21 protein-coding genes are annotated in these 25382 nt (G+C 65.1%); 6 read left to right on the plus strand and 15 right to left on the minus strand.

Annotated features, from left to right (window positions below; genetic code table 11):
* Positions 1–3 precede the first annotated feature (3 nt).
* The 4 genes from QX073_RS12165 (at position 4) to QX073_RS12180 (ending at position 4258) form a co-directional block, all read left to right on the plus strand.
* Positions 4–1116, plus strand: coding sequence for a microcin C ABC transporter permease YejB (locus QX073_RS12165; RefSeq protein WP_316225816.1), 1113 nt, complete (start codon positions 4–6; stop codon positions 1114–1116).
* A complete protein-coding gene (locus QX073_RS12170; RefSeq protein ID WP_316225817.1) occupies positions 1116–2294 on the plus strand; it encodes an ABC transporter permease in 1179 nt (392 codons plus the stop codon). The genes QX073_RS12165 and QX073_RS12170 overlap by 1 nt, the downstream gene beginning before the upstream one ends.
* Positions 2295–2299: 5 nt before the next feature.
* A complete protein-coding gene (locus QX073_RS12175) occupies positions 2300–3937 on the plus strand; it encodes an ABC transporter ATP-binding protein (RefSeq protein WP_315826193.1) in 1638 nt (545 codons plus the stop codon).
* 159 nt (positions 3938–4096) lie between these two features.
* Complete coding sequence (locus QX073_RS12180; protein WP_316225966.1) at positions 4097–4258, plus strand: hypothetical protein; 162 nt, start codon at positions 4097–4099, stop codon at positions 4256–4258.
* 482 nt (positions 4259–4740) lie between these two features.
* On the opposite strand, the gene QX073_RS12185 is transcribed toward QX073_RS12180, so the two are convergent.
* The 5 genes from QX073_RS12185 to QX073_RS12205 form a co-directional block, all read right to left on the minus strand.
* Positions 4741–5547: a DsbA family protein gene (locus QX073_RS12185; RefSeq protein ID WP_316225818.1), complete on the minus strand. Its 807-nt coding sequence runs from the start codon at positions 5545–5547 to the stop codon at positions 4741–4743.
* An 88-nt stretch (positions 5548–5635) separates the two neighbouring features.
* Positions 5636–8152, minus strand: coding sequence for a hypothetical protein (locus tag QX073_RS12190; protein WP_316225819.1), 2517 nt, complete (start codon positions 8150–8152; stop codon positions 5636–5638).
* Positions 8153–8163: 11 nt separating this feature from the next.
* Positions 8164–9348, minus strand: coding sequence for a hypothetical protein (locus tag QX073_RS12195; protein WP_316225820.1), 1185 nt, complete (start codon positions 9346–9348; stop codon positions 8164–8166).
* A 1159-nt stretch (positions 9349–10507) separates the two neighbouring features.
* Entirely contained in the window at positions 10508–11347 is an 840-nt protein-coding gene (locus QX073_RS12200) for an NlpC/P60 family protein (RefSeq protein WP_315713806.1), read from the minus strand.
* Entirely contained in the window at positions 11340–12722 is a 1383-nt protein-coding gene (locus QX073_RS12205) for a leucyl aminopeptidase family protein (protein WP_316225821.1), read from the minus strand. Before QX073_RS12205 ends, QX073_RS12200 begins: the two co-directional genes overlap by 8 nt.
* 193 nt (positions 12723–12915) lie before the next feature.
* Between QX073_RS12205 and QX073_RS12210 the strand changes: the two genes are divergently transcribed.
* Entirely contained in the window at positions 12916–13722 is an 807-nt protein-coding gene (locus tag QX073_RS12210; protein WP_316169520.1) for a tetratricopeptide repeat protein, read from the plus strand.
* 24 nt (positions 13723–13746) lie between these two features.
* On the opposite strand, the gene QX073_RS12215 is transcribed toward QX073_RS12210, so the two are convergent.
* The 10 genes from QX073_RS12215 to QX073_RS12260 form a co-directional block, all read right to left on the minus strand.
* Positions 13747–14988: a Zn-dependent hydrolase gene (locus QX073_RS12215; protein WP_316225822.1), complete on the minus strand. Its 1242-nt coding sequence runs from the start codon at positions 14986–14988 to the stop codon at positions 13747–13749.
* Between the two features lie 84 nt (positions 14989–15072).
* Positions 15073–16047, minus strand: a complete 975-nt coding sequence (locus QX073_RS12220; RefSeq protein ID WP_315753445.1) for a type II secretion system F family protein — start codon at positions 16045–16047, stop codon at positions 15073–15075.
* An 8-nt stretch (positions 16048–16055) separates the two neighbouring features.
* Complete coding sequence (locus QX073_RS12225) at positions 16056–17030, minus strand: type II secretion system F family protein (RefSeq protein ID WP_315753443.1); 975 nt, start codon at positions 17028–17030, stop codon at positions 16056–16058.
* A gap of 11 nt (positions 17031–17041) precedes the next feature.
* Positions 17042–18505 (minus strand): CpaF family protein, encoded by a 1464-nt coding sequence (locus QX073_RS12230; protein ID WP_315713812.1) that lies wholly within the window; start codon positions 18503–18505, stop codon positions 17042–17044.
* Between the two features lie 21 nt (positions 18506–18526).
* Positions 18527–19795, minus strand: coding sequence for a CpaE family protein (locus tag QX073_RS12235; protein ID WP_315713813.1), 1269 nt, complete (start codon positions 19793–19795; stop codon positions 18527–18529).
* The gene (locus QX073_RS12240) at positions 19792–20532 is read right to left on the minus strand and encodes a CpaD family pilus assembly protein (protein WP_316225823.1); all 741 of its coding nucleotides are present in this window, start codon (positions 20530–20532) and stop codon (positions 19792–19794) included. Before QX073_RS12240 ends, QX073_RS12235 begins: the two co-directional genes overlap by 4 nt.
* 22 nt (positions 20533–20554) lie before the next feature.
* A complete protein-coding gene (locus QX073_RS12245; protein WP_315714366.1) occupies positions 20555–22036 on the minus strand; it encodes a type II and III secretion system protein family protein in 1482 nt (493 codons plus the stop codon).
* Positions 22037–22053: 17 nt separating this feature from the next.
* Positions 22054–22854, minus strand: coding sequence for a Flp pilus assembly protein CpaB (cpaB, locus tag QX073_RS12250; RefSeq protein WP_315713815.1), 801 nt, complete (start codon positions 22852–22854; stop codon positions 22054–22056).
* 126 nt (positions 22855–22980) lie between these two features.
* Positions 22981–23505, minus strand: coding sequence for a prepilin peptidase (locus QX073_RS12255; RefSeq protein WP_315734617.1), 525 nt, complete (start codon positions 23503–23505; stop codon positions 22981–22983).
* A gap of 326 nt (positions 23506–23831) precedes the next feature.
* Positions 23832–23996, minus strand: coding sequence for a Flp family type IVb pilin (locus QX073_RS12260; RefSeq protein WP_231317342.1), 165 nt, complete (start codon positions 23994–23996; stop codon positions 23832–23834).
* Positions 23997–24458: 462 nt separating this feature from the next.
* On the opposite strand from QX073_RS12260, the gene QX073_RS12265 reads away from it, so the two are divergent.
* Entirely contained in the window at positions 24459–25286 is an 828-nt protein-coding gene (locus tag QX073_RS12265; RefSeq protein WP_316169517.1) for a sterol desaturase family protein, read from the plus strand.
* Positions 25287–25382: the final 96 nt, after the last annotated feature.

Genomic DNA, 25382 nt, shown 5'->3' on the forward strand with positions numbered 1-25382 from the left:
TTCATGGCTGCCTATATTGCCCGTCGCATCTTGCTGATGCTCCCGACCCTGCTCGGGATCCTCTTCATCTCCTTCGTCGTGGTGCAGTTCGCGCCGGGCGGTCCGGTGGAGCGCGTCATCGCGCAATTGACCGGCGCCGACACCGGCGGCACCTCGCGGATTTCGGGCGGCAGCGGTTCGGATTTCGGCGCGCGTCCGCCGGGACAGGTCGGATCCGGCAGCGAGCTGAACTCGAAATACCGCGGCGCGCAGGGGCTCGATCCCGCCTTCATCAAGCAGCTCGAAAAGCAGTTCGGCTTCGACAAGCCGGCGCCCGAGCGGTTCGCGCTGATGGTCTGGAACTTCGCGCGCTTCGATTTCGGCAAGAGCTATTTCCGCGACACGTCAGTGCTGCAGCTCATCAAGGAGAAGCTGCCGGTGTCGATGTCGCTCGGCCTCTGGATGACCTTGCTGACCTATTTGATCTCGATTCCGCTGGGGATCCGCAAGGCGGTGCAGGATGGCTCGCGCTTCGACGTCTGGACCTCGGCCGTGATCATCGTCGGCTACGCCATTCCGGGCTTCCTGTTCGCGATCCTGCTGATCATCCTGCTCGCTGGCGGCTCGTTCCTCAACATCTTCCCGCTGCGCGGGCTGACTTCGGATGGCTGGTCGGACTTCCCGTGGTACTGGAAGATCATCGACTATTTCTGGCATCTCACTTTGCCGCTGGTGTCGATGGCGCTCGGCGCCTTCGCGACCATGACCTTGCTGACCAAGAACTCGTTTCTCGACGAGATCCGCAAGCAATATGTGATGACTGCGCGCGCCAAGGGCTGCAGCGAGAACCAGGTGCTGTACGGCCACGTCTTCCGTAACGCCATGCTGATCGTGATCGCCGGCTTTCCGGGCACCTTCATCCACGCGTTCTTTTCCGGCTCGCTGCTGATCGAGACGATCTTCTCGCTGGATGGGCTCGGCCTGCTCTCGTTCGAGAGCATTCTGAATCGTGATTATCCCGTTGTGTTCGGCAATCTCTTCATCTTTTCGCTGCTCGGCCTCGCCATCAACCTGGTCTCGGATCTGACCTACATGTGGATCGATCCGCGGATCGACTTCGAGGCGCGGGAGGTCTGATGACGATCACAGCCACCCCTCCGGTCGAGACCAAGGCGCAGGCCCCGCTCGGCGAGGCCGTGCCGCCGACGCGGCATCGTTTCCGGCCGTCGCCGCTCAACCAGCGCCGCTGGCAGAACTTCAAGGCCAACCGCCGCGGCTACTGGTCGCTGTGGCTGTTCCTGTTCCTGTTCGTCGTCTCGCTGTTCGCCGAGCTGATCGCCAACGACCGGCCGTTCCTGATCAAGTTCGACGGCCACCTTTACTTCCCGGCGTTCGTCTCCTATCCGGAAACGGCATTCGGCGGCGACTTCGAGACCGCGGCCGACTACCGCGATCCCTATTTGCGGAAGCTGATCGCCGACAAGGGCGGCACGGTGATCTGGCCTTTGATCCGCTATTCCTACGCCACGCATAATCTCGACCTGCCCACGCCGGCGCCGTCGCCGCCGACCTGGATGCTGAAGGAATCGCAGTGCAAGGCGGTGGTCGAGAGAAAGGGGCTGAAGAGCTGCCGGGATCTCGAATACAACTGGCTCGGCACCGATGATCAGGGCCGCGACGTCGTCGCGCGGCTGATCTACGGTTTCCGCATCTCCGTCCTGTTCGGCCTGTCCCTGACGTTCTTCTCCTCCATCATCGGCATCGCCGCCGGCGGCGTGCAGGGCTATTTCGGCGGCTGGGTCGATCTCCTGTTCCAGCGCTTCATCGAGATCTGGAACGCGATTCCCTATCTCTATCTGCTGCTGATCCTGTCGGCGGTGCTGGTGCCCGGCTTCTTCACGCTGCTTGGGATCATGCTGCTGTTCTCCTGGGTGTCGCTGGTCGGCCTGGTCCGCGCCGAATTCCTGCGCGGCCGCAATTTCGAATACATCCAGGCCGCGCGCGCGCTCGGCGTCTCCAATGCCGTCATCATGTGGCGGCATCTCCTGCCGAACGCGATGGTCGCGACCATGACCTTCCTGCCCTTCATCGTGTCGAGCTCGGTGATGACGTTGACCGCGCTCGACTTCCTCGGCTTCGGCCTGCCGCCCGGCTCGCCGTCGCTGGGCGAGATGCTGTCGCAGGCCAAAGCGAATGTGCAGGCGCCGTGGCTCGGCCTGACCGGCTTCTTCTCGGTCGCGATCATGCTGTCGCTGCTCATCTTCATCGGCGAGGCCGTGCGCGACGCGTTCGATCCGCGCAAGACGTTCAGGTGACCGACATGGATGCGATCAGCCAGCCGCTGCTCTCGGTCAGCGATCTCTCGGTGGCCTTCCACCAGCAGGGCCGCGTGTCGACCGCCGTCGACCACGTCTCGTTCGACATCAGGCGCGGCGAGTGCGTTGCCCTCGTCGGCGAATCCGGCTCGGGCAAATCGGTCAGCGCGCTGTCGGTGCTGAAGCTGCTGCCCTATCCGGTCGCCTCGCACCCGTCGGGCAGCATCCGCTTCAACGGCCGCGATCTGCTGCCGCTGTCGGAGGGCGAGATGCGCGGCATCCGCGGCAGCGACATCTCCATCATCTTCCAGGAGCCGATGACCTCGCTCAATCCGCTGCACACGATCGAGCGGCAGATCGGCGAGATCCTGCATCTGCATCGACCGATCTCGAACGGCGCGGCGCGGGCGCGCGTGCTCGAGCTGCTCACGCAGGTCGGCATCCCCGAGCCGGAAACGCGGCTCGGCAGCTATCCGCATCAGCTCTCCGGCGGCCAGCGCCAGCGCGTGATGATCGCGATGGCGCTCGCCAACGAGCCGGATCTGCTGATCGCGGACGAGCCGACCACCGCGCTCGACGTCACCGTGCAGGCGCAGATCCTGGCGCTGCTCGCCGACATCCGCGCGCGGCTCGGCATGAGCCTGCTCTTCATCACCCACGATCTCGGCATCGTCCGGCGCATCGCCGATCGCGTCTGCGTCATGAACGGTGGCAAGATCGTCGAGCAGGGGCCGGTGGAGCAGGTGTTCACCGCGCCCTCGCATCCCTACACCAAGGCGCTGCTCGCGGCCGAGCCGAAGCCGGACCCGGCGCCGCCGCGGCCCGATCAGCCGGTCGTGATGCAGGCCAGGGACCTCAAGGTCTGGTTTCCGATCAAGCGCGGCCTGTTCCGTTCGACCGTCGGCCACATCAAGGCGGTCGACGGCGTCAGCATCGCCGTACGCAAGGGCGAGACGCTTGGTGTCGTCGGCGAGTCCGGCTCCGGCAAGACCACGTTGGGCCTGGCGCTGCTGCGGCTGATCTCCTCGGACGGCCCGATCGTGTTCCTGGGTAAGGAGATCCAGGGTCTGTCCTTCAAGGATGTCCGGCCGTTCCGCCGCGACATGCAGATCGTGTTTCAGGATCCGTTCGGCTCGCTCAGCCCGCGCATGTCGGTCGGCGACATCATCGCTGAGGGCATCAGCGTGCATCAGCCCAGGCTCAGCGAAGAGGAGCGGGAGGCCAAGGTCATCAAGGCGCTGAACGAGGTCGGGCTCGATCCGACGACGCGCTTCCGCTATCCGCACGAATTCTCCGGCGGCCAGCGCCAGCGCATCTCGGTCGCGCGCGCCGTCGTGCTCGAGCCGAGCTTCGTCGTGCTGGACGAGCCGACCTCGGCGCTCGACATGTTGTTTCAGGCGCAGATGGTCGCGCTGCTGCGCGACCTGCAGCGCAAGCTCGATCTCACCTACATGTTCATCTCGCATGATCTGCGCGTGGTCGCCTCGCTCGCCAGCCACCTGATCGTGATGCGCCACGGCAAGGTGGTGGAGGAGGGGCCGGCGGTGGAGCTGTTCAAGGCGCCGAAGACCGACTACACTCGCGCGCTGTTTGCGGCGGCGTTCCGGAACGAGACGGCGGGGAACGGCGCGGCGGCTTCGTAGAGGATTAGCGGACCTCCGCAGCCGAGCAATCGCGAGACAATGCCATCCAAGCTGGATCTCATCAGAGCTCTTCTGCTGTCCGAGTAGGACCCGATCGGTGTTTCGGGCTGCGAGGGCGCCGAAGACGAATATGACCGCTACGCTCTGCAGGTCTTCAGCATGCTTGACGATGGTGCCGATGCCGAGTCGATCGCGAACTATCTCACCGAAGTCGTCACCGACAGAATGTCACTTCCGGGTCGTCCTGAAGCGGATCGCCTGATCGCGGCCAGGGCAGTCATGATCCATCAAAGCCAAGCCGCCGGCGACGACGGCGGATAGGTGTGATGATTTGCCCGACGGGTCGTGTCTGCGAAAAGCCCGTCCAGCCCCTCCTGAAGAAATTCTTCTGTTTCTTATTTTCGGAAGTCGTGCGTGCTCCGCCCGTCCTGCCCCACGAGAGGGACGTACGCGTCGTCAGCGATTGCCCGAGCGGGGTGCCGTAGCGCTCCGATTGCTGGAGCGCGAGGCAGACCGACTTCACGCGAGGCGCAACGCCGCGCCATCGTCGCGAAGCTCGCTGCACCATTTCGAGCTCGATCAGCCAGATCGCCTGCGGCGCTCAAATCCCCATAGAGCCCGCCGCACCAGTCCTGCCCACCATGCGTGGTGTCCTCCCTTGGAGGCTTTCGGACGCCGGCCGCCCGAATGTGCCGCGCCGTCAATCATGCTGCCGGCATCCGAAGCCCTTCACAGCAGCGGACTCGCGCGCTGCACAAATCGAGACCTCGGGCGTCGATGCATGTCTTCGCGATCGGAGCGTACTACTGGCGAGCCTGCTGAATTTTGGCCTTCAGCGTGGCAAGTCCGACCGCGCCGACGATGACATTGCCGCCGATGACATAGCTCGGCGTCCCGTTCAATCCCAATTTCTGCGCAAGATTGCCGCTCTCATCGAGGCTTTGGCGCACCTCCACGCTGTCCATGTCCTTTTCAAGCTGAGCAACGTCGAGACCGATCGTCTGCGCGATGGCCAACGCGCGCGCCTTGTCGGCGGGTCCGCTGCTTTGGAGAAGCCGCTGATGAAAGTCGAGGTATTTCGCGCCCGTCGGGTCTTGCATGCGTACCGCTACCGCGACGCGCGCCGCCTCCAGCGAGCCGGGGCCGAGGATCGGAAATTCCTTGAGCACGATCTTGAGCTTGGGGTCGCTCTTCAACAATTCGAGTATCTCGCCGAGCGCGCGCTTGCAGTAGCCGCAGCTGTAATCGAAGAACTCGACCAGGGTGACATCACCTAGCGGGTTGCCGAGCGTGACCTGGTGCGCGGACGCGAACAAGGCCGGCGCATTCTGCTTGACCAGTGCAGTCTTGTCGGAGCCGGGCGCTGCCGCCGGCATCGCGGCTTGCCGCTTCTTGATCAGGTCGGAGATGGCCTGTTGCACGGCTTCGGGGTGCTTGGCGAGGTAGTCCTTCACGACCTGCTCGATTTCTTCGGGATGGGTCGCTATGTAGTCCTTGACGATCGCCTCGATGTCGCTGCGCGAACTCTCCGCTCGGCCGGGCTGCACGCAAAGCAAAGACAGCGTGAAGACGGCAGCCGCCGTGGCAACGCTACGGATCAAATTGGTCATCGGTCATCCTCCATATGGCTGCCGACTTCCGCAGTTGGCGTGCAGTAATGATTTGCGAATTCGTGTCCTCGTGCATCGCTGCTTCCCTTCATCGTCGCGGCATCATCATGCCGGGCGGGGGGACCGGTCTGACCCCCGGCATGCGCGGCGCAAATCGGCCGGTCGGCCGGCAGCGCGCGCCAAGCGGCCCCGGAATCCAACCGGGGGGGCAGACGATCGGGCGACCGACATCCGGCGCCCGCCGGTCCCGCGTCACCCCCGGCTTGCGTGCCACGCACACGCCGTCGGCATTGCGCCGCTCACCAGGTTGGCACGTCGTCGGCAGCTTCGGAATCACGGGGACGACCGTGGTGGACTTCTTCTCGATCGTCTTGGAGCACTGGCTTCGATCCTTTGGGTCGACCGGGGCCGCGCAGCACTCGCCGCTCGTCGTCAGATTCGCGGACGCGCAGCATTTGCTATTCGCAGTCGGCACGAAGCCCGAGGCGCAACACTGTGAAAGTCTCGGCAGCCAGTGCAGCGGTATGCATAGCGTGCCGTCGGGGCTCGCAATCTGGCCGGCCGGGCAGCACTGTCCCTTCGACGTCGCCTGGCTCTTGAGACAGCACTTGCCGGCGATCTTCACATAGCCGGTTGCACAGCAGCCGGGGCATTTCCAGTCCGGGATTTTCGGCTTCAACGGATCGCACACGCCGTTCACCACGGTCGTCCCGCAGCAAAGTTGTTGGCCAATCGGGCCGGAATAGATCTGGCTGTTCTCGCAGCATTCATTGTTCGGGCCGATCGCCGTCTGGTTGACGCCGCACATCGGCTTGCCGATATCAGTCGACGGATTGTTGTTCGAACAGATGCCCCCCGGCTGCAGGTCTTTGGGCGAGCAGCATTGGCCATTGACCAGAACATTGGGCGGGGCGCAGCTCGACGCGCAGCTCTTGGTCTTGATGATCCAGATCTGATTGGGCGGACAAACCGATCCGTCCGAACCGCAGACATGGGTCTTGCAGGTCTGCAGACCCGGCGGCTTCGGCATGCCGGCGGGAGGCGGCGCGCCGGCGGGACGCGGCGCCAGCCGTATCCGTGCGGCTTCCCTTGTACACGCGCGCAAGATGGCGATATCTCCCATGTGCCCGCGAGCTGATAGATCGGGCGGCGCGTCGGCATAGTCGATGAAGTAGCTGAGCAGCGGTGGCTCATCGCCGCGGCGGATGCGCCAGATCGGATTCCCCTGCAGTCCGTCGATCGCAAGCGCGTCGTTCTGGCCGAGTTGAGCCACGAGCTTGGGATCGGTGGCGTTGCGCAATTGTTCGCCGGTGGTCCAGACGAAGCCGCCGCAGGAGGCCGGATTCATGGTCCCGCCCATGTCGTAGCTGTAGCCGATCGCGACGCCGCCATTGCCATTGCGGAAACGTTCGGGGAATCCCACCGCATATTCGTCCGGCAAGGGCTGCCAGATCGGCTGCTTGATCTCAGTGACACCGATCAGCGTATAGCGCAGCACGCGGCCGATCGACGGCGCGGACAAGGCCTCGAAATCCTGCGCCCCGGTCGGCGCCGGCCGCTCGGCCAAAAACATCCGTCCCTCATCGTCGAAAGTAATCCTGGAGATCTCGGTGGGACCGGCGGCGGACGGTGCGACGACTTCGATTCGGGCGTCCGCACCGAACGAGCCGTTCGCGTTGAGCCCGACCGACCACACCCGCAAGCCCTCGGCGACCGCGTAGTAGAGCCGGCCGTCGCGAATGGCGAGGCCGAACACTCGCCGATCCGGTGCCGCGTAGCCCCAGGTCTCGGGCTGCGCGCTGTCGAATTGAGGACTCGTAATATCGACGCCTGGCCCGGCTGGCGCCGGCGCCGTTGGAAGTTCCGCGGCTGCGTTGCCGGCGACGCCGTGATCATAGACACCGAGGTCGACGCCGTTCGGGCCGAAGCGATGGATCAGCCCGGTCTCACGGTCGGCGACGAACAGAGACTTGGTCGCCGGATCATAGGCCAATCCCCCGAGTGCCGCGCCCGAATTGGCCTTGTCGCCCGTGGTGACATTCGCGAACAGCGTCACCGCGCCGGTGGCGCCATTGATCTTCCAGATCGATCCCGGACCGCCGCCCGGACCCCATTGTGCCGGCATGAAGGTCGCGCCGCTAGTCCCGAGCCTGACATGTTGCGGTCGACCTTCAGGTCCCGGCGCGACGATCGAGAGACCATAGGCGGATGTCGCCGCGACGTAAATGTTGGCGGGGGAACTGTCGTCCAGAGCGACGCCAAACACCTGCCCGATCGACTTCGCGCTGACGGTGAACGGCTTCGGCGCACCGACCAATTGCGCCTGGGGCGGACCGCCCATGCGTCTTAGATCGACGATGCGCAGCGACGGCCCTCCAGGATCGATGATGGTCCGAACGTCGGGATCCTGACCGGGCTCGATCTCGAACGGGCGAATAGCCCCGGAGAATCCGGTGACTGCAGCATCGCCGGGGGTGTAAACGCCGGGCGGCGTTTGCGCCGACGCGGGCCCCCCGAGTGCGAGAGGCAGGATCAGCAGCCAGGCGAGGCGCCGCATCGCGCGGACGGCGGCTGTCAAGGGCGTCTGTCGGCCAAGCTCGATCATGTCGCTCCGCCTCATTTCGGCTGCTTGGGCCGTGGCTCGCAGGAGCCGGTCTTGACGTTGGGCACGGTGTCGGGCGGGCAACATTCTCCACAATTGGTCATCTGCGCGGGATTGCAGCAGCTCCCGTCAAAGGCCATTCCCTGGCTCTTGTCGGAGCAGGGCGTGACACAGGGGCTGTTCTTGTCGCCGCCGAGTCTTGTCTGTCCGGCCGGGCAGGCCGCGGGCGGACACATGCCGTAGGGCGCAAAGCCGAAGACCGCCACCTGGTTGGTGTCGTCGCACAGGCACTCGGAGAGCCCGTTCGACTTCAACGCGCCGGGATGGGTGTCCTTCGGGCAATCGCACGAGAACACGTACTTGCTATCGCCGGATCCGGGGTTGGGGACCTGTTGCCAGTGCGGCACCATCGGTTTCGGACAGGTGCAGTAACTGCTCCCTGTGTGGCAGGCATAGGCGCCGGGATCCGTGACCACCAGCGTCCCGTCGCCGGTTTCCACCATGCCCACGCCATATCGATCGTATTGATCCTGATAGACGCCTTTGCTGGAAGGGCTGAAGATCGAGCCGGGACCGCCGATGCCTTGACATTCCGGGTACCTCCACCACTCCATGTAAGGTACTTTTTCGCACGTCGCGTTGATCGCGGCGCATGTGGCTTGAACAGGCGGGAGGACCTCGCAATCGCCGCAGGACTGCATGCCAAGCTCTTCCTGCCCCCAGCACAGCACCTCCTGAAGACATGAGCCGATTTCGGAACCCAATCCAACGGTGCTCTGCTCGCTCTTGCAGGCGCATTTCACGACGTCTGCGGCCGCGCCAATGGCTGCGAGCTCCTTGGAAAGATCGCCGAGAACATTTTCTGCGATCGCGTTGCCAAAGATCGTGTTCAGCTTGCTGACGACTTGGTCGGCGTTGCCCTGCGCCTCTGCGCAGAATTGATTGACCAGGGCTTGCCCCTTCCCCGTGTCCGACCCTGACAAGGCGACGCCGCTGAGTGCTGCGGTCAGTGCAATCGCTGCGTAGCGGCTTGCGTCATTCTCATAGACCGACTTGCACACATATGCGGCGGACAGCGTCCCGATAAAGGCATCCGCGATGTCTTCTGGACTGCAGCCCGCTCGCGCCGGCGACGCTAGTAGAATCATCGCAGCGACGATGGCCGCTCCTTGAACCCGCCAGCGTCCTGCGCGCCCCATGATCCGCCCCTCTGTCGCATCAACGTGGCCGTTCTTCTCAATTCCAGCCTTGCGCTAGATCAACAGAGGCGATGGCAATCGCGCCATCAACCGACTGCGCCAACCGGCGCCATCAGGATCGACACCTCATCACCGCACGACCGCCATTCTGCAAAGCTGCTCGTCGTGCCCGCCGCTCATCGACCGGCCACGGTGGAAAGCGCCTCCGCACCAGTCCTGCCCACCATGCGCGGCTTCCTCCCTTGGAAGCTTTCGGACGCCGGCCGCCCGAACATGCCGCGCCGTCAATCGTGCGGCCGGCATCCGAAACCCTTCACAGAAGCGGCAATCGTCTGCCGGGCCACGAATCTGTCGCTATACTCTCGAGATCGGGCGAATTACCAAAAGCGCCGACAGTCAGAATCTCAGCTCTCTTGGGCTGCGGCGAGAACCCACGCGATTGCGGGTGATTTGGCCGACGGGCGCGGTCCGCGAACGCCTGTCCAGTCCTCTCGCGAAAAATATTCATCTTTCTTTTTTTCGGAAATCGTGCATACTCCGCCCCGTCCTGCCCCACGAGAGGGACGTACGCGTCGTCACGGACGTCGGGTGCGGGATGCGATGGCCGCGATGATGTTGCAGTGTGCATGTGCGCACCGACGAACGGCGTCATGCGGACGGCGAAGTCGTGTGGTCCTGGCGCCCCGATGCTGGCGTCAAGGTCGCGGGAGCCGATGAGGCCTCCGGCCGACAGGGGCAAGAAAGCCGGTCCCTGGGGAGATCACGAAGTAAGTCGCAAAACATCGCGCAGGGAAGGCCGGATGTTCGGCCCGTACCTGTGGTGACTACCGCGTGCTTGTTGCACGCAACCACGGGTGCGGTCGGCACCCGGCCTTCCCTGCGCCCTCTCATGTTGCCGAGGGCGGATGATTGCAGCAGGACTCGGACCGATGCGGCCGCGAGAATGTGGATGCTTGCCCTGCTGTTTGGCGCGGCCTGTTGCTGTTTGATAGGTATATCGGACTCTTGCACCGCTCTCTCCGCGTCATTGCGAGCGCAGCGAAACAATCCAGAGTCGTGGGCGGGACTCTGGATTGCTTCGCTTACGATCGCAATGACGGAGGAGGGAGCCTGCGTCTCAAAACCTCATCGGGAGGACGCGCCAGCGCGATGAGGCGAGTCAATCCAGCCGCTTGATCGCGAGCACATCGCTCCCGCTCGCCTTGATACGGGCAATCGCTTCGCCGATCGGCTCGATCTGCGTGGCCATATGAAACGCGTTGGCGTGGACGATCGTGTCAGCATCGCGCACGATGGCGACGTGGCCCTTCCAGAACATCAGATCGCCGCGGCGAAGCGGCTCTCCCCCGTCGAGCAAGCGCCCCAGCGCGGCGAGCTGCATGTCGCTGTCGCGCGGGCACGGCACACCCGCAGCATTCAACGGCACCTGCACCAGGCCCGAGCAGTCGATGCCGAGGCTGCTTTTGCCGCCCCACAGATAGGGCGTGCCGACGAAGCGCTCGGCGACTGCGACGAAATCGGACTCGACATGGTCGAGACCGACGACATGCTGCTTCGGCACGAACCAGCCCTCGGCCGTCACGACGAAGCTCGACTCCTCGCGGACCACCGCGACAGCGGACCCCATCGGCAGCGTCGCGACCGGCGGCAGCTTGATCGACGGACCCGGGAACGCGAAGCTGCGCAGCGCGCTGATCTTGTGCGTTGGCGCCGCAGCCGGCGTTGCCAGCGCCGCCTCCGGCAGCCAGCCGACATACTGATCGGCTGCAAGCTGGCCCCAGGCCCAGCCCTCGCCATTGCGGTCGTAGACCGTGACGCGCTCGCCCTTCAGCGCCTGCGTCGCCAGCTCGGCGCCGGAATATGGCTGCTGGCGCAGCGGCGCGATCGGATCGATGACCACCAGCGCCTCGCCCTCGACGAAGCGCTGAGCGGTCACCTGTCCCCTGAGATGCTTGGCCGCGATGTCGCCGCGCGCAGGCGTGAGGCGCGGATCAGGCATAGCGCTCGCTCAGCAGCTTATAGAGCGCGCGCGCGGCCTGGCACTCGCCGCCTTCGGGCCGGCCCGGCTTGGCGGACGGCGTCCAGGCGAAGATGTCGAGATGCAGCCAGCTCTTCGCGTGCTCGACGAAGCGCTGCAGGAACAGCGCGCAGGTGATCGAGCCGGCGAAGCCGCCTGAGGGCGCGTTGTTGATGGTCGCGACCTTGGAGTCGAGCCACGAGTCGTACGGCGCCCATAGCGGCATCCGCCACAGCGGATCGTTCTCGGCGGCAGCGCAGCGCGCGACGTCCGCGGCGAGCGCCTCGTCCTGGGTGTAGAACGGCGGCAAATCGGGACCGAGTGCGACGCGCGCGGCGCCGGTCAGCGTGCCCATGTCGATCAGCAGGTCGGGCTTGTCCTCGTCGGCCAGCGCCAGCGCGTCAGCCAGGACCAGCCGGCCCTCGGCATCGGTATTGCCGATCTCGACCGTGATGCCCTTGCGCGAGGGAAACACGTCGAGCGGACGGAAGGCGTTGCCAGCGACCGCGTTCTCGACCGCTGGAATCAGCACGCGCAGATGCAGCTTGAGCTTGGCATCCATCACCATCTGCGCCAGCGCCAGCACGTTGGCGGCGCCGCCCATGTCCTTCTTCATCAGGAGCATGCTGCTCGACGGCTTCAGGTCGAGCCCGCCGGTATCAAAGCAGACGCCCTTGCCGACCAGGGTCACCTTGGGATGCGATGGATCGCCCCAGACGAGCTCGATCAGGCGCGGCGCGCGGGTCGAGGCGCGACCGACGGCATGGATCAGCGGATGGTTCTGGCGCAGCAGATCGTCGCCGACGATGCTGGTGAAGCGCGCGCCGAAGCGGTCGGCGACCTGCTTCGCCGCGGCCTCGAGCTCCTCGGGTCCCATGTCGTTGGACGGCGTGTTGACGAGGTCGCGCGCCAATGTCGCCGCGTCGGCAAGGCGGTTCAGCTCGGCGGCGTCGACGCCATCGGGCGGAACGAGGCGGACCTCCGGCGTCTCGGTCTTGCGGTAGCGGCCGAAGCGGTAGCTGCCGAGCGCAAAGGCGAGCGCGGCGAGTCGTGCATCGTGCGGCGCATTGGCGAAGCGGTAGGTGCCGGCGGGCAGCAGGCCGGGCAGGGCGCCCGGCCGGAACAGGTCACGGTGCTTGGCGTCGTCGTCCTCGAGGCCGAACAGCACCTGCGCGATGTGGCCGTCGGCGGCGGGCAGCGCCAGATAGCTGCCGGGCTTGGCGGCGTAGACGTTGGCCTCGGCGAAGTTGCGTGCTTCAGCCGACAGGCTCTCCTTGATCCCCGGCCAGCTCGCCTTCGTTACGAAGGTGATCGGGATGGCGGACGTTGTGGAGGCGGTCTCGAACATCGACGGCATGCCTAATGGTTCCCTAACTGGCGCGCGGCAGCCAGACTTCGCAGAGTTTGAAGGCCGCTGCAATCACGCCGGCCGCCTAGCCCGCAAACCGACGCGGATGTGACGATGGCGCCGTGGCCGCGCCATTAACCGGCTGTTAGCGTTAACAGTTTATTGCTGGCGCGTTCAATTCGCTCGTTCGAGTCCACGTGACATGCGTCAATCGCCTTCCATTCCCCGGCTGCTTGCGTCCGTTGTCCTCACCGCGCTCGTCGCTGCGGGCCTCGGCGGCTGCCAGACCATGTCCGACGTCACGGGCTCGCTGCGCGGCCGGGCCGAGCCGCCGCCGCCCGCGACCCCGCAGCGCGCGGTCGAGGTGTATGGCGAGCGCTACCGCGCCAACCCCAAGGATGCGGCCATCGCAGTCGCCTATGGCCAGGCGCTGCGCAACAACGGCCAGCGCGAGCAGGCGGTTGCGGTGCTGGAGCAGGCGACGCTCGCCAACGCCGGCAACAAGACCGTGCTCGCGGCCTATGGCCGAGCGCTGGCCGACAACGGCAATTTCAAGCTCGCCTTCGACGTGCTGTCGCGCGCGCACTCGCCGGACAATCCCGATTGGAAGCTGCTGTCGGTGCAGGGCACGGTGCTTGACCAGATGGGCCGCCACGAGGAGGCGCGGCGCTATTACGACAGCGCGCTGAAGATCGTGCCCGGCGAGCCCTCGGTGCTGTCCAATCTCGGCCTGTCCTACATGCTGACGCGGGAGCTGCCGAAGGCCGAGGAGGTGCTGCGGCAGGCCTACGGCTCGCAGGGGGCGGACGCGCGGGTGCGTCAGAACCTCGCGCTCGTCGTTGGCCTGCAGGGGCGCTTCGCGGAGGCCGAGCAGATCGCACGGGCCGATCTGCCGCCGGACGAGGCCGCCGCCAACGTCGCCTATCTCAAGCAGATGATTCAGGGGCAGAGCCAGGGCAAGGGCAAGGCGCGCAATGCGCCGATCGCCGCGCTCAACCAGCCGGACTGACGACGTGCCTCGCTGATGACCTGCCTATCGTGTCGCGCCTGTCAGCAGGCGGCGGCAGGTGTCGACGAACACGGCGGCGCCGGTGACGATGTCGGCATCGGAGGTGTTCTCGGTCCAGTGATGGCTGATGCCGCCGATCGACGGCACGAACAGCATGCCCGCCGGCATGATGGTGGCCAGCACCTGTGCGTCGTGTCCGGCGCCGCTCGGCATCCGCAGCGACTTGCCGGCCGCGAGATCGCGGCTGGCGACCTCGACCGCATCCTGGAACGTGCCGTCCATCATGGCCGGCGCGCCGGTCCGGATGCGCTCGACGGCGACATGGCAGGGACCTGCGTCTGACGCCTGCGCAGCCATTTCACGCAGCAGCTCTTCGAGCCGGTCGACCACTGCGGCATTGTCGTCGCGGATCTGGAACAGCATCTCGGCCTGGCCGGGGATGATGCTCGGTGCGCCCGGATCGAGCGTGATGCGTCCCGTGGTCCACACCGTGCGCGGGCCGCAGGCGGCCGGAAAGCGCGTATCGATCGCCACACAGAACTTGGCGAGCGCGAGCCCGGCATCCTTGCGCACCGCCATCCGCGTCGTGCCGGCATGGTTCTGCTCGCCGGTGAAGGTGATGCGGTATTGCCAGATGCCGACGATCGAGGTGACGACACCGATCTTGAGCCCGCTCGCCTCGAGCGTGTCGCCCTGCTCGATATGAGCTTCGAGATAGCCGATATGCCGGCCGCGCTCGGCCTGCAGGCGCGGCCGTCCGGCGAGGCCCATCTCGGCAAGCGCCTCCCGCATCGTACGCGGGCTGCTGCGGTCGCGGGCAGCATCGATTTCGGCCTCGCTGACGTCGCCGACATAGGACCGGCTGCCGAGCATGCTGCCGAAATGGCCCTCCTCGTCGCACCAGGAGGCGACCTCCACCGCACCGACAATGGACGGATCGGGATTGAGCACGCGCGCCGCCTCCAGCGCGTAGACGACACCGAGCGGGCCATCGAGCCAGCCGGCCTGGTTCTGGCTCTCCAGATGCGATCCGGCCAGCAGCTTGGGGCCTGGCTTGGCGCTGGTGCCCAGCACGTTGCCGATGCCATCGATATCAGGCGTCAGCTGCGCGTCGGGCAGGCGCTCGGCGAGCCAAGCGAGCGATTGACGATGGGCGTCGGAGAAGGTCGGCCGGTGCACGCCGGTCTTGTAGGTGCCGAAGGCGCGCAGTGCGTTCAGATCGGCGAGGACGCGGGCGCCATCGGCGCGGCGGAGCTTGTCGGACATCAGGCGGAGACCTCGATCATGCTCCGCCTAGCTTCCAGCGTAGAGCCACGACCGCAAGCGAAATTTCTCGCGAGCGGTCTACCTCTACTGCATGGCCGCGACCTTGATGCCGGTCGGTCCCAGAATGACCACGAACAGCACCGGCAGGAAGAACAGGATCATCGGCACCGTCAGCTTCGGCGGCAGCGCGGCCGCCTTCTTCTCGGCCTCGTTCATGCGCATGTCGCGATTTTCCTGCGCCATCACGCGCAGCGATTGCCCGAGCGGGGTGCCGTAGCGCTCCGATTGCTGGAGCGCGAGGCAGACCGACTTCACGCCTTCGAGGCCGGTGCGCCGGGCGAGGTTCTCGTAGGCCACCTTGCGGTCCTGCAGGTAGGAGAGCTCCGCGGTGGTCAGCGTGAACTCCTCCGACAGCGCGATCGACTGGCTCGAGATCTCGATCGCCACGCGGCGGAAGGCGGCCTCGATCGACATGCCGGATTCGATGCAGATCAGCAGCAGGTCGAGCGCGTCGGGAAACGCGCGCTTGATCGACAGCTGCCGCTTGGAAATCGCGTTGCTGAGGAACAGCATCGGAGCCTGCAGGCCGAGATAGGCCATGCCGACGCAGATGCCGATCTTGACCGGCATCGATTTCTGCAGATGCGCGATCACGAAGACGTACAGCACGGAACCGACGAACAGAACCAGCGGCGTCACTAGGCGCGCGAACAGGAAGGTGATGTAGGGCGCCTGGCCGCGGTAGCCCGCCATGATGAGCTTCTCGCGGGCCGCCTCCTGAGCGAGCCATTTGGTGAGGTTGAAATCCTCCACCACACGAGAGATGAGCTGCTTCGGCGTCTGCCGCAGCGAGACCTTCTCGCCGGCGTTCAACCGCTCGCGCTCGCGCTGCTTGATCCGCTCGCGTTCGCTGGCGACCGCCTTCATGCGCTTGTTCAGGTTCTCGCCTGCGAACAGCGGCATGATCAGCGTATAGACGGTGGCCGTCGCCGCGATGGCGGCGAAGAACATCGTCATGAAGTGCGGGTCGTGCAGCTTGGAGACCAGAATGTCGACCATGGTCCACCTCAGAAATCGAAATTGATCATCTTCTTCATGACCAGGATGCCCATCGACATCCAGATCACGCATCCGACCAGCATCAGCTGGCCGGTCGGATGGGTCCAGAGCAACGAGATGTAGTCGGGCGTGCTCAGATAGACCAGCAGCATCACGATCGGCGGCAGCGATCCGATGATGCCCGCGGACGCCTTGGCCTCCATCGACATCGCCTGGATCTTCTCGCTCATCTTCTTGCGGTCGCGCAGCACCTTCGAGAGGTTGCCGAGCGCTTCGGAGAGATTGCCGCCCGACTTCTGCTGGATCGCGATGACGATGCCGAAGAAGTTGGCTTCGGGAAGCGGCATCCGTTCATAGAGCCGCGCACAAGCCTCGCCGAGCGGCATGCCGATCGCCTGGGTCTCGATGATCCCGAGGAACTCGCTGCGCAAAGGCTCTGGCGCGTCGGCGGCGACGACCTTGATGGATTCGAACAGCGGCAGGCCCGCCTTGATGCCGCGCACGATGACGTCGACGGCGTCCGGCAATGCCGCCAGGAATTTCTTCTCGCGCCGCTTCTTGAGGTAGCCGAGGATCCAACGCGGCAGACCGAGACCGGCGGCGAAGCCGAGCCCGAGCGCGCCGAGCGGGCCGCCACCGGCGAAGAAGGCAACGGCGCAGACGACGAAGCCGAGGACACCGGAAATGATCCAGAATTTCTGCACGGTCCAGTCGAGTCCAGCCTGCGAAATCCGCATGTTCAGCGGGACTTTACTCTGCTTCTGGGCCTTCGCCTCGAGATCCTTCAGCGAGGACTCGACCTGCTCGCGGCGCGAGCGTTGGCTGCGTTCGGCCTGTCGGACCACCGGCTCGGACTTGGCGACGGTGCTGCGCCGCTGCTCGGCCTTCCGCTCACCCGACAGCAGGGGATAAAGGAACACCCAGGCGATGCCGCCGATCGCGGTGGCGGCGAGGAAGGCAAGGGCGAGAGCCTGGAGCTTCATGGGGTCTCTCCTCAGTCCTTGCTCGCAACTTCGGCGGCATCGAGTGCAGCCGCAAGCCGCTTCTCTTCGCCGTAGTAGCGCGCACGTTCCCAGAACCGCGGCCGGCCGATTCCGGTCGAGCGGTGGCGCCCGATGATCTTGCCGTTCGCGTCCTCGCCGATCATGTCGTAGAGGAAGATGTCCTGGGTGATGATGGTGTCGCCTTCCATGCCCATCACCTCGGTGATGTGCGTGATGCGGCGGGAGCCGTCGCGCAGGCGTGCCGCCTGGACGATGACGTCGATCGAGGCGCAGATCATCTCACGGATGGTCCGCGACGGCAGCGAGAAGCCGCCCATCGTGATCATGGATTCGCAGCGGGACAACGCCTCGCGCGGGTTGTTGGCGTGCAGCGTGCCCATCGATCCGTCGTGACCGGTGTTCATGGCCTGCAGCAGGTCGAAGGCCTCGGGTCCGCGGACCTCGCCGACGATGATGCGCTCGGGCCGCATACGCAGGCAGTTTCTCACCAGCTCGCGCATCGTCACCTGGCCTTCGCCCTCGATGTTGGGCGGCCGGGTTTCGAGGCGCACCACATGTGGCTGCTGCAGCTGGAGCTCGGCGGCGTCCTCGCAGGTGATGACGCGCTCGTCGTGATCGATATAATTGGTCAGACAGTTCAGCAGCGTGGTCTTGCCCGAACCGGTACCGCCGGAGATCAGCACGTTGCAGCGGACGCGGCCGATGATCTGCAGGATCTCCGCGCCCTCCGGCGAGATCGCGCCGAACTTGACGAGCTGATCGAGCGTCAGCTTGTCCTTCTTGAACTTACGAATGGTGAGCGCGGGGCCGTCGATCGCCAGCGGCGGAACGATGGCGTTGACGCGCGAGCCGTCAGCGAGACGCGCGTCGCAGATCGGTGACGATTCGTCGACGCGGCGGCCGACCTGGCTGACGATGCGCTGGCAGATGTTCAGGAGCTGTTGGTTGTCGCGGAACCGGATGCCCGTGCGCTGGATCTTGCCGTTGACTTCGATAAAGACCGTACCGGCGCCGTTGACCATGATGTCAGCGATGTCGTCACGCGACAGCAGCGGCTCCAGCGGGCCATAGCCGAGCACGTCGTTGCAGATATCGTCGAGCAGCTCTTCCTGCTCGGCGATCGACATCACGATATTCTTGATCGCGATGATCTCGTTGACGATGTCGCGGATTTCCTCGCGCGCGGATTCGCCGTCGAGCTTGGCCAGCTGAGCGAGATCGATCGCCTCGATCAGCGCCCCGAAGATCGTCGCCTTGACCTGATAGTAACTGTCCGAACGCCGGGCCTCGACAACCGGTGGTGGCGGCGGCGGAGCCTGCCGGGTCGGAGCTAGAGGTGGCGACGGCACGGCCGGAGACGCCGCGCGTGGTGCAGCCGGCGCCGGCTCGGGCGCCGGCGCGGCCGGCCTGAGGGCCCTGGTATCGTTGTCCAATCCGCTACGCTTACCAAACACGACTTAGAACTCCACGCGTGCTTACTTCGCCCTCAGCTTGTCCAGCAGAGGCGACAGGAAGGAGCCTTTCGGCTTCTTTGTCTCGCTGCGGCCGGTGAGCCGCTGCGCGATCTGGAGAAACATCTCCGTCGTCCGATGGCTGGGAGACATCTCCGCAATCATCTGGCCGTTGTTGGCGGCCGCGCCGAAGATCTGCGGCTCGAACGGGATCGTTGCGATCGGCGGGCTTTCGATCGCCTTGGCGAACTCGCTCGCATTGATCTCGGGCCGCTTGGGAACGCCGACCTGGTTCAGGCAGTAGAGCGGCATGCGATCGTTCGGCCGGGCGGCCTTGAGGAGATCGAACATGTTCTTGGTGTTGCGCAGCGAGGCGAGATCCGGCGCCGCGACGATCAGGATGTCGTCCGCGGAGATCAGCGCCCGCTTGGTCCAGCCTGCCCATTGATGCGGAACATCGAGCACGATGCATGGCATCGAGGCCCGCAGCGTGTCGAAGACCGCATCGAATGCCTCGGCGCCGAAATCGTAGACCCGGTCGAGCGTCGCAGGCGCGGCCAGCAGGCTCAGATGATCGGTGCATTTCGACAACAGCCGGTCCATGAAGGCGATGTCGATCCGGTCCGGTGAGAAGACGGCGTCCGCGATGCCCTGCGCGGGATCCTGGTTGTAGTCGAGGCCGGCGGTGCCGAACGCCAAATCGAGATCTGCCACCACGGAGTCCATCGACAGGTCGCGCGCGATCGCCCAGGCAATGTTATGGGCCAGGGTCGAGGCTCCGACGCCGCCCTTGGCGCCGACGACGGCAACGATGCGCCCGACGGCCTTGGCTTCCGGCGCGGAGAATAGGTTGCAGATCGAGCGGACGACGTCGATCGGCGTCACTGGCGACAGCACATAGTCGCTGACGCCGCGCCGAACGAGCTCGCGATACAGCGTGACGTCGTTGACGCGGCCGATCACGACGACGCGCGTGCCCGGGTCGCAAACCGTCGCGAGCTGATCCAGGCCGGCCAGGATGTCGGTGCGTGCATCCGTCTCCAGAATGATGACGTTCGGGGTCGGGGCAGACCGGTAGGCCTCGATCGCCGCCGCCATGCCACCCATCTGAACCTTCAGATGGGCCTTGCCGAGGCGCCGGTCCTCACCGGCGGCCTGGACCGTCGCGGCGGTTTCCACCGTCTCACAGAACGCCTGCACGGACACGCGCGGCGCGGGCGCGATGTGATCGTCGGCCGGCGGCGGCACGACGTCAGGCTGCTCCTCTTGGGTCTGTCGGGCGTAGCTGATCATTTGCCTGTGTCGCTGAGTTTGGCCTTGTCGGCCTCTGGATACGTGATCGCGGTTGATTGTCCCTTGCGATATTTGTCGAACAATGCCGTGCGCCGGGTGGTATAGGACGGCGTTTCGGATCGCGGCTGCACGAGATCCGACGGGTTGGCGACCATTGCCGCCATGTTGCGCTGGTAGGCGCAGCCGTAGTTCCAGTCAGGCTTGTTGTCGAACCAGTTCTTGTTCTTGATCGACGGCCCGAGGTCATCCGGCCAGATCCCGCAGGGCCCCACCGTGGCCGACATTTTTGGGTAGCTCAGCCGGATCGCGGCCATCTGGCGCGGGTCCTTCGGCTGATAGTTGCGTACGGTGATGCCGTGCGGCGGGACGCCGGCGGCGGCCAGCAGGGAGTGGATCTCCCGCATCGAGTCGGCGGCCGCCCGTGCGTTGGGGGTGCCGCTCGGCACGTCGGCGCTGATCGCGCCCGTGCCTTGGCGAATCCAGCTCTGGGCCAGTCCCATCACGTCGGCGCGCTGCTCGGCCGTCAGGCCGCCACGACCCTGGCCGACGAAGACCACCAGGGAGTCCGGGGCCTCCTGGATCGCGATCGGGTGGCGCAGCCGGTAGTCGTCGGGGATGCTCGCCGTGGTGGCGGCGTCTCTGGTGTAGTTGCAGGCGCCGAGCAGGGCTGCGGCTCCGGCGAGCGCTGCGGCAAGGGGCAGGCGTCGGTATCGGGCGGGGCTGGATGTGGTGATCATCGTTGCAGGTCCTTGTCCCGGCTCAGTCCGTGATGAAGCCATAGGTGCCGCGATAGTTGCGTCCGGGTTCGACCCGGCCGGGTACGCCGTAGATGCGGTTGATGCTACCCAGGAGATCGGCCTGGGGGTCGGACGCGGCCGCAAAGCCGTCGTCTGGGCGGGAGAGATCCTTCTGTGCCACGGCGCGGACGACGAACGGCGTCACCAGAACCATCAATTCGGTCTGGTTGTTGACGTAGTCGCGGCTGCGGAACAGCGCGCCGAGGACCGGCAGCTGCATCAGGCCCGGCATGCCGCTGATCGCCTGCTTGGTCTGCTGCTGGATCAGGCCGGCCATCGCCATGGCGCCGCCGGAGGGAATTTCGAGCGTGGTCTCGGCGCGCCGGGTCTTGATCGATGGAACCGTCAACGAGTTGACCGTCGTCGAGCTGACGGCTTGCGACAGCGTGATCGAGTTCTCGTTTGAGAGCTCCGAAACCTCGGTCATCACCCGCATCGAGATCCGGCCCTCGCTGAGCACGACGGGCGTGAAGTTGAGCGAGATGCCGAACTTCTTGAAGCTGATCTGCGTCGTACAGACATGGGTCGTCGGATCACAGGAGTAACCGGCGGGAACCGGAAACTCGCCGCCGGCGATGAAGGTCGCGGACTCGCCCGAGATGGCGGTCAGATTGGGTTCGGCGAGCGTACGGATCACGCCCGCGTTCTCCATCGCGCGCAGTGTCGCCTGCACCGTCGGGGTCGCCCCGCCCAACGCTGCGGTCACGGCGTTGTTGGAGACGAGATTGCTACCGTAGGCGGTGAACGGATTGGAGTTCGCGAATTTGACGACAGCAGTTCCGTAGTTGAGCTGGCCGGAGAGATCGATGCCAAGCTGCTTGACGACCGAGCGCTGCACCTCGGCGACGGTCACCTTCAGCATCACCTGGTCCCGGCCGCGCACGGTGATCGAGTTGACGACCTTGTCGGCGCCGCCGGCGAGCCGGGCGGCCAGTTCGCCGGCCTGCTGGGCTTCGATCTGGCTCGACGCCGAGCCGGTCAGCACGATGCTGTCGGCGAGGCCCTCGATCTGGATATCGGCATTCGGCAGCAACTGCTTCAGCGCCGCCCGGGCGCCGTTCAGGTCGCGCTTGACCGCGATGTCGTAGGCCGCGATCTGCTGGCCCTGCGCGTCGAAGAAGACGATATTCGTCTGACCGATCGCCGCACCAATGATGTAGGCGCGCTGAGAGGAGCGCACGACGGCATTCGCGATCTTCGGATCGGCGACAAGAACGTCCTTGATGTCGCGCGGCAGATCGATGACGACGGACTTGCCGATGCCGAGCGCAAGGAAACGTGCATTGATCTGGCCGTCCGCGGCGGCGGCTGCAGTCGCCGGGCGATAGTCTGCCGCGATCACCGGCGCGATCGCCGGATTGAGGGTCAGCGCAGCGGCGGCCGAAAACGACAGCGCGCGGACCAGCAGGGTCCGCATCTTCCGCTGATTTTCGCTGCAGGTCATCTGGGTGGTCCTCTTGCTCACTTCTGCGTCGTCATCGTGCTGGGAATGCCGAAGCGGACGACGGCAACGCTGTCGCTGCGCTTGCGGCTGGTCTCGTCCGTGCGGCGCTCGGCCACGTTGACGTCGGCGATGCTGCGGAGCGCCAGGGACAGCGTTCCGGTTTGACGGGCACGCGCGAGCGTCTCGGCCTGTTCCGGCTTCAGCTCCAGCGTGACGGTCTTGCCGACCACCGTGGTCTGGCCGTCCTTTTCCTTGGGGGCCTGATCGATCGCCAGCACACGGATGTTCGACAGGATGATATCGGAGCTGACGACGTCGCCCGCGTTGGGCTGATCCGGATTGCGTTCGCGCTTGGACAGGATCACGTCGACGCGGTCGTTCGGCAGGATGAAGCCGCCGGCGCCGGTCTCCGGGGAAATCTCGGTGGAAACGGCGCGCATGCCGGCCGGCAGGATCGCGGCCATGAAGCCCGAGCCGTCGGCCTTGACGAGCTTTTGTTCGCGGATGGGCTCGCCGGCAATGAACGGCGCCCGCGCGATCGTGCCGGTTATCTGCGTCTGTCCTTCAGGCCGCTCGTTGCGGCGGATGAAGCTGGCACTGGCCGTGGCCGCCGGCCAGCTCTGCCACTGCAGATCTTCGGGCTTGAGGGATTGGCCGAGGGCGATGTCGCCCTTGGCGACGAGAACGTCGACGGTCGGCATCTGCGGCGCGGGCGCGGCGACTTGAGCCGGCCGGTCGTCGGACCCGCTCGCGAGATATGCGGCCACGCCGCCAGCGCCTACAGCGATGGTCAGAACCACAATGCGTGCGGTATTCATACGCTTCACTTTCCACATGACGCCGCGACGTTTCCGCCGCCGTGATGGGAGTTGAGCAGTTATTCGTCAAAGCATGGTTAATGAGGCGTATCTAAATCGCCTTAACACCGCGTTGACACGGTGTGTTCAGAGCAATGCAAGACGCGCAGCGTCGATCGCCTTCACCCAATCGGTCTCCGGATAGACCATCAGAGCGCCCAGGGCGAGCGCGATGCCATAGGGCACGCCGCTCTCCTTGGCGTGCAGGCGTGCAAGCCAGGGTTGCCCCGCCAGCATGTAGGGCAACGGCCATTGCCGGAACTGCATGAGGGCGAGGGTGAGCACGCCGCCGAAGATCGAGGCGTACAACAGGTAGTTCATCAGGTGGGCGAAGCCGAACCACAGGGCGGCGGCGGATGCGACCTTGGCGTCACCGCCGCCGATCCAGCCGAATGCAAAGCAGGTGAAAGCAATCACCAGCAGGGTCGCGCCGGCGCCGAGATGCATCAGCATGTCAGCCATGCTCATCCCGCTCAGCGGCGCCAGAACCAGGAAGCCGGCGACGAGCGCCAGGGAGACCCGGTTCGAAATGGTCATCGTGAACAGGTCGCTCGCCGCGGCAAAGGCCATCAGGGCCGGAAACAGCAGAAGGCGCGCGAGATCGAGGGTCATGGGCTCTCAATGGCATCGACGCGGGGCATGGGTGCGCCGCTGCGCCAGAGCCTAGCTGCAAGAAATAAACGATCGGGAAACAGCCGGAATGGCCGGCTGGTTGTCGTTCTCACCAGACGCTGACGATGCGGGCCGCCAGAGCGAGGATGGACAGGCCGAGGCCGCCGCAGATCCAACGCAAGGCGACGTCGGCCCCGCTGGACGGAGGCCGGGACGCGGCTGCGGACAAAACGTGGTTACGCATCACTGAACGCCGCGAAGCTGAATGTGGAAATGATAAAGGCCCCGGATGTCCGGGGCCTTTTTTGCTCGGCCGTGACGACCGCTTACTTCAGCGAGGTGTTGATCGCGCCGAACTTGGAGCTCAGGCTGGAGCCGAGACCGTTCACCGCGGCAATGATCGCGAGCGAGATGCCGGCGGCGATCAGACCGTATTCGATCGCGGTCGCGCCGGATTCATCCTTCACGAAGCGAGCAAGAAGATTCTTCATAGGTAACTCCATGTACACGTGGCTGGTCGAACAAACTCTGGTCGTTGCGGCGTTCTCAGCACCGTGACCATGCGGCCACCGTAGGGGGCAGGAATTTCGGCGTAGTTAATTCGGTCGCCGAAACACGGCGACAAATGGCTGTTATTGTGCAGAGTAAACATTGGATGAAGCGCGGCACGACCATTCGAAATAACGCATGGCCACGCCGCAGTCGGTCTCGCTGAAAAGACGGGCGCAGGGTTGGGGCCGTCATGCCCGGCCCCATCCATCGCCGGGCCTGCTCCGCATTCCACACTATCCACACGATATGCATGGGGCCGTGTCGACCTGGCTGGTGGAGCATGTGGCTCGAGGTCGATCGCGCTGGGCCGATCGGCAGAGCGGTTCTGCTGGCGCGCAGGTTCACGGCTCCTTAAGCGCCAGGGAGTACCCCTCGGAACAGTTCATGAGATGAGGAATGTGATGTCCGGTCTGCCATGGGAAGTCGCGCTGATGCTCGGCCAGACCATCGAGAAGGTGTTGCCGATCACCTTGATGCTGGCAGTGGTGTTCTCGGTGCTTAGTCACTTCTGGGCCTGCAATCCCGGCAAGCCGTGGTGGCAGAAGCGCGAGCTCGTCACCGACGTGGTCTACTGGTTCTTCGTGCCGGTGTTCGCGCGGGTGCTCCGCATCGGCTTTCTCGTGCTCGGCGCCAGCGTTGTCTTCAAGATCCGCGACGCCGACGAGTTGATCGCCTTCTATGAAAACGGGCACGGCCCGCTGGCGCAGCTTCCCGAATGGCTGCAGGGGGTGCTCTTCCTCGTGCTCTCCGACTTCATGCTGTACTGGACGCATCGTCTGTTCCATGGCGGCGAGTTCTGGAAATACCACGCGGTTCACCATTCGTCGGAGGATCTCGAGTGGATTTCGGCGGCCCGCTTCCATCCGATCAACCTGATCCTCGGCACGATCGCGGTCGACGTCATCCTCTTGATGGCCGGCATCTCGCCCAATGTCATGATCTGGGTCGGACCGTTCACGACGTTCCATTCGGCCTTCGTCCACGCCAATCTCAACTGGACGCTGGGCCCGCTGAAATATGTCCTCGCCACACCCGTCTTCCATCGCTGGCACCACACGTCGATGGAGCAGGGCGGCAACACCAATTTCGCCGGCACGTTCCCGATCTGGGACATCCTGTTCGGCACGTTCCGAATGCCGGAGGGGCAGTTGCCCATGGCCTACGGCAAGGACGAGGCGACGATGCCCGGTGAGTTCGGCGGTCAGCTCGCCTTTCCGTTCCGAAGATGACGTGTTCTGCAACCGCCCGAGGCTTTATCGCGACGTTTGCAGATCATTCACCAATTGAGCGCAGATTTGCCGCGTCGGGCGCCGTCACCGCTGCGT

The sequence above is a fragment of the Bradyrhizobium sp. SZCCHNS3052 genome, from assembly GCF_032484495.1.
Classification (GTDB): Bacteria; Pseudomonadota; Alphaproteobacteria; order Rhizobiales; family Xanthobacteraceae; genus Bradyrhizobium.

What these genes read in the sequence shown, in the direction of transcription:
- QX073_RS12215 (WP_316225822.1), bottom strand. Translation starts at nt 14,988, where the DNA reads ATGTCCGACAAGCTCCGCCGCGCCGATGGCGCCCGCGTCCTCGCCGAT.
- cpaB (WP_315713815.1), bottom strand. Translation starts at nt 22,854, where the DNA reads ATGAATACCGCACGCATTGTGGTTCTGACCATCGCTGTAGGCGCTGGC.
- QX073_RS12210 (WP_316169520.1), top strand. Translation starts at nt 12,916, where the DNA reads ATGCGTCAATCGCCTTCCATTCCCCGGCTGCTTGCGTCCGTTGTCCTC.
- QX073_RS12245 (WP_315714366.1), bottom strand. Translation starts at nt 22,036, where the DNA reads ATGACCTGCAGCGAAAATCAGCGGAAGATGCGGACCCTGCTGGTCCGC.
- QX073_RS12235 (WP_315713813.1), bottom strand. Translation starts at nt 19,795, where the DNA reads ATGATCAGCTACGCCCGACAGACCCAAGAGGAGCAGCCTGACGTCGTG.
- QX073_RS12185 (WP_316225818.1), bottom strand. Translation starts at nt 5,547, where the DNA reads ATGACCAATTTGATCCGTAGCGTTGCCACGGCGGCTGCCGTCTTCACG.
- QX073_RS12180 (WP_316225966.1), top strand. Translation starts at nt 4,097, where the DNA reads ATGCTTGACGATGGTGCCGATGCCGAGTCGATCGCGAACTATCTCACC.
- QX073_RS12165 (WP_316225816.1), top strand. Translation starts at nt 4, where the DNA reads ATGGCTGCCTATATTGCCCGTCGCATCTTGCTGATGCTCCCGACCCTG.
- QX073_RS12205 (WP_316225821.1), bottom strand. Translation starts at nt 12,722, where the DNA reads ATGCCGTCGATGTTCGAGACCGCCTCCACAACGTCCGCCATCCCGATC.
- QX073_RS12255 (WP_315734617.1), bottom strand. Translation starts at nt 23,505, where the DNA reads ATGACCCTCGATCTCGCGCGCCTTCTGCTGTTTCCGGCCCTGATGGCC.
- QX073_RS12240 (WP_316225823.1), bottom strand. Translation starts at nt 20,532, where the DNA reads ATGATCACCACATCCAGCCCCGCCCGATACCGACGCCTGCCCCTTGCC.
- QX073_RS12265 (WP_316169517.1), top strand. Translation starts at nt 24,459, where the DNA reads ATGTCCGGTCTGCCATGGGAAGTCGCGCTGATGCTCGGCCAGACCATC.
- QX073_RS12200 (WP_315713806.1), bottom strand. Translation starts at nt 11,347, where the DNA reads ATGCCTGATCCGCGCCTCACGCCTGCGCGCGGCGACATCGCGGCCAAG.
- QX073_RS12170 (WP_316225817.1), top strand. Translation starts at nt 1,116, where the DNA reads ATGACGATCACAGCCACCCCTCCGGTCGAGACCAAGGCGCAGGCCCCG.
- QX073_RS12195 (WP_316225820.1), bottom strand. Translation starts at nt 9,348, where the DNA reads ATGGGGCGCGCAGGACGCTGGCGGGTTCAAGGAGCGGCCATCGTCGCT.
- QX073_RS12225 (WP_315753443.1), bottom strand. Translation starts at nt 17,030, where the DNA reads ATGAAGCTCCAGGCTCTCGCCCTTGCCTTCCTCGCCGCCACCGCGATC.
- QX073_RS12220 (WP_315753445.1), bottom strand. Translation starts at nt 16,047, where the DNA reads ATGGTCGACATTCTGGTCTCCAAGCTGCACGACCCGCACTTCATGACG.
- QX073_RS12190 (WP_316225819.1), bottom strand. Translation starts at nt 8,152, where the DNA reads ATGATCGAGCTTGGCCGACAGACGCCCTTGACAGCCGCCGTCCGCGCG.
- QX073_RS12260 (WP_231317342.1), bottom strand. Translation starts at nt 23,996, where the DNA reads ATGAAGAATCTTCTTGCTCGCTTCGTGAAGGATGAATCCGGCGCGACC.
- QX073_RS12175 (WP_315826193.1), top strand. Translation starts at nt 2,300, where the DNA reads ATGGATGCGATCAGCCAGCCGCTGCTCTCGGTCAGCGATCTCTCGGTG.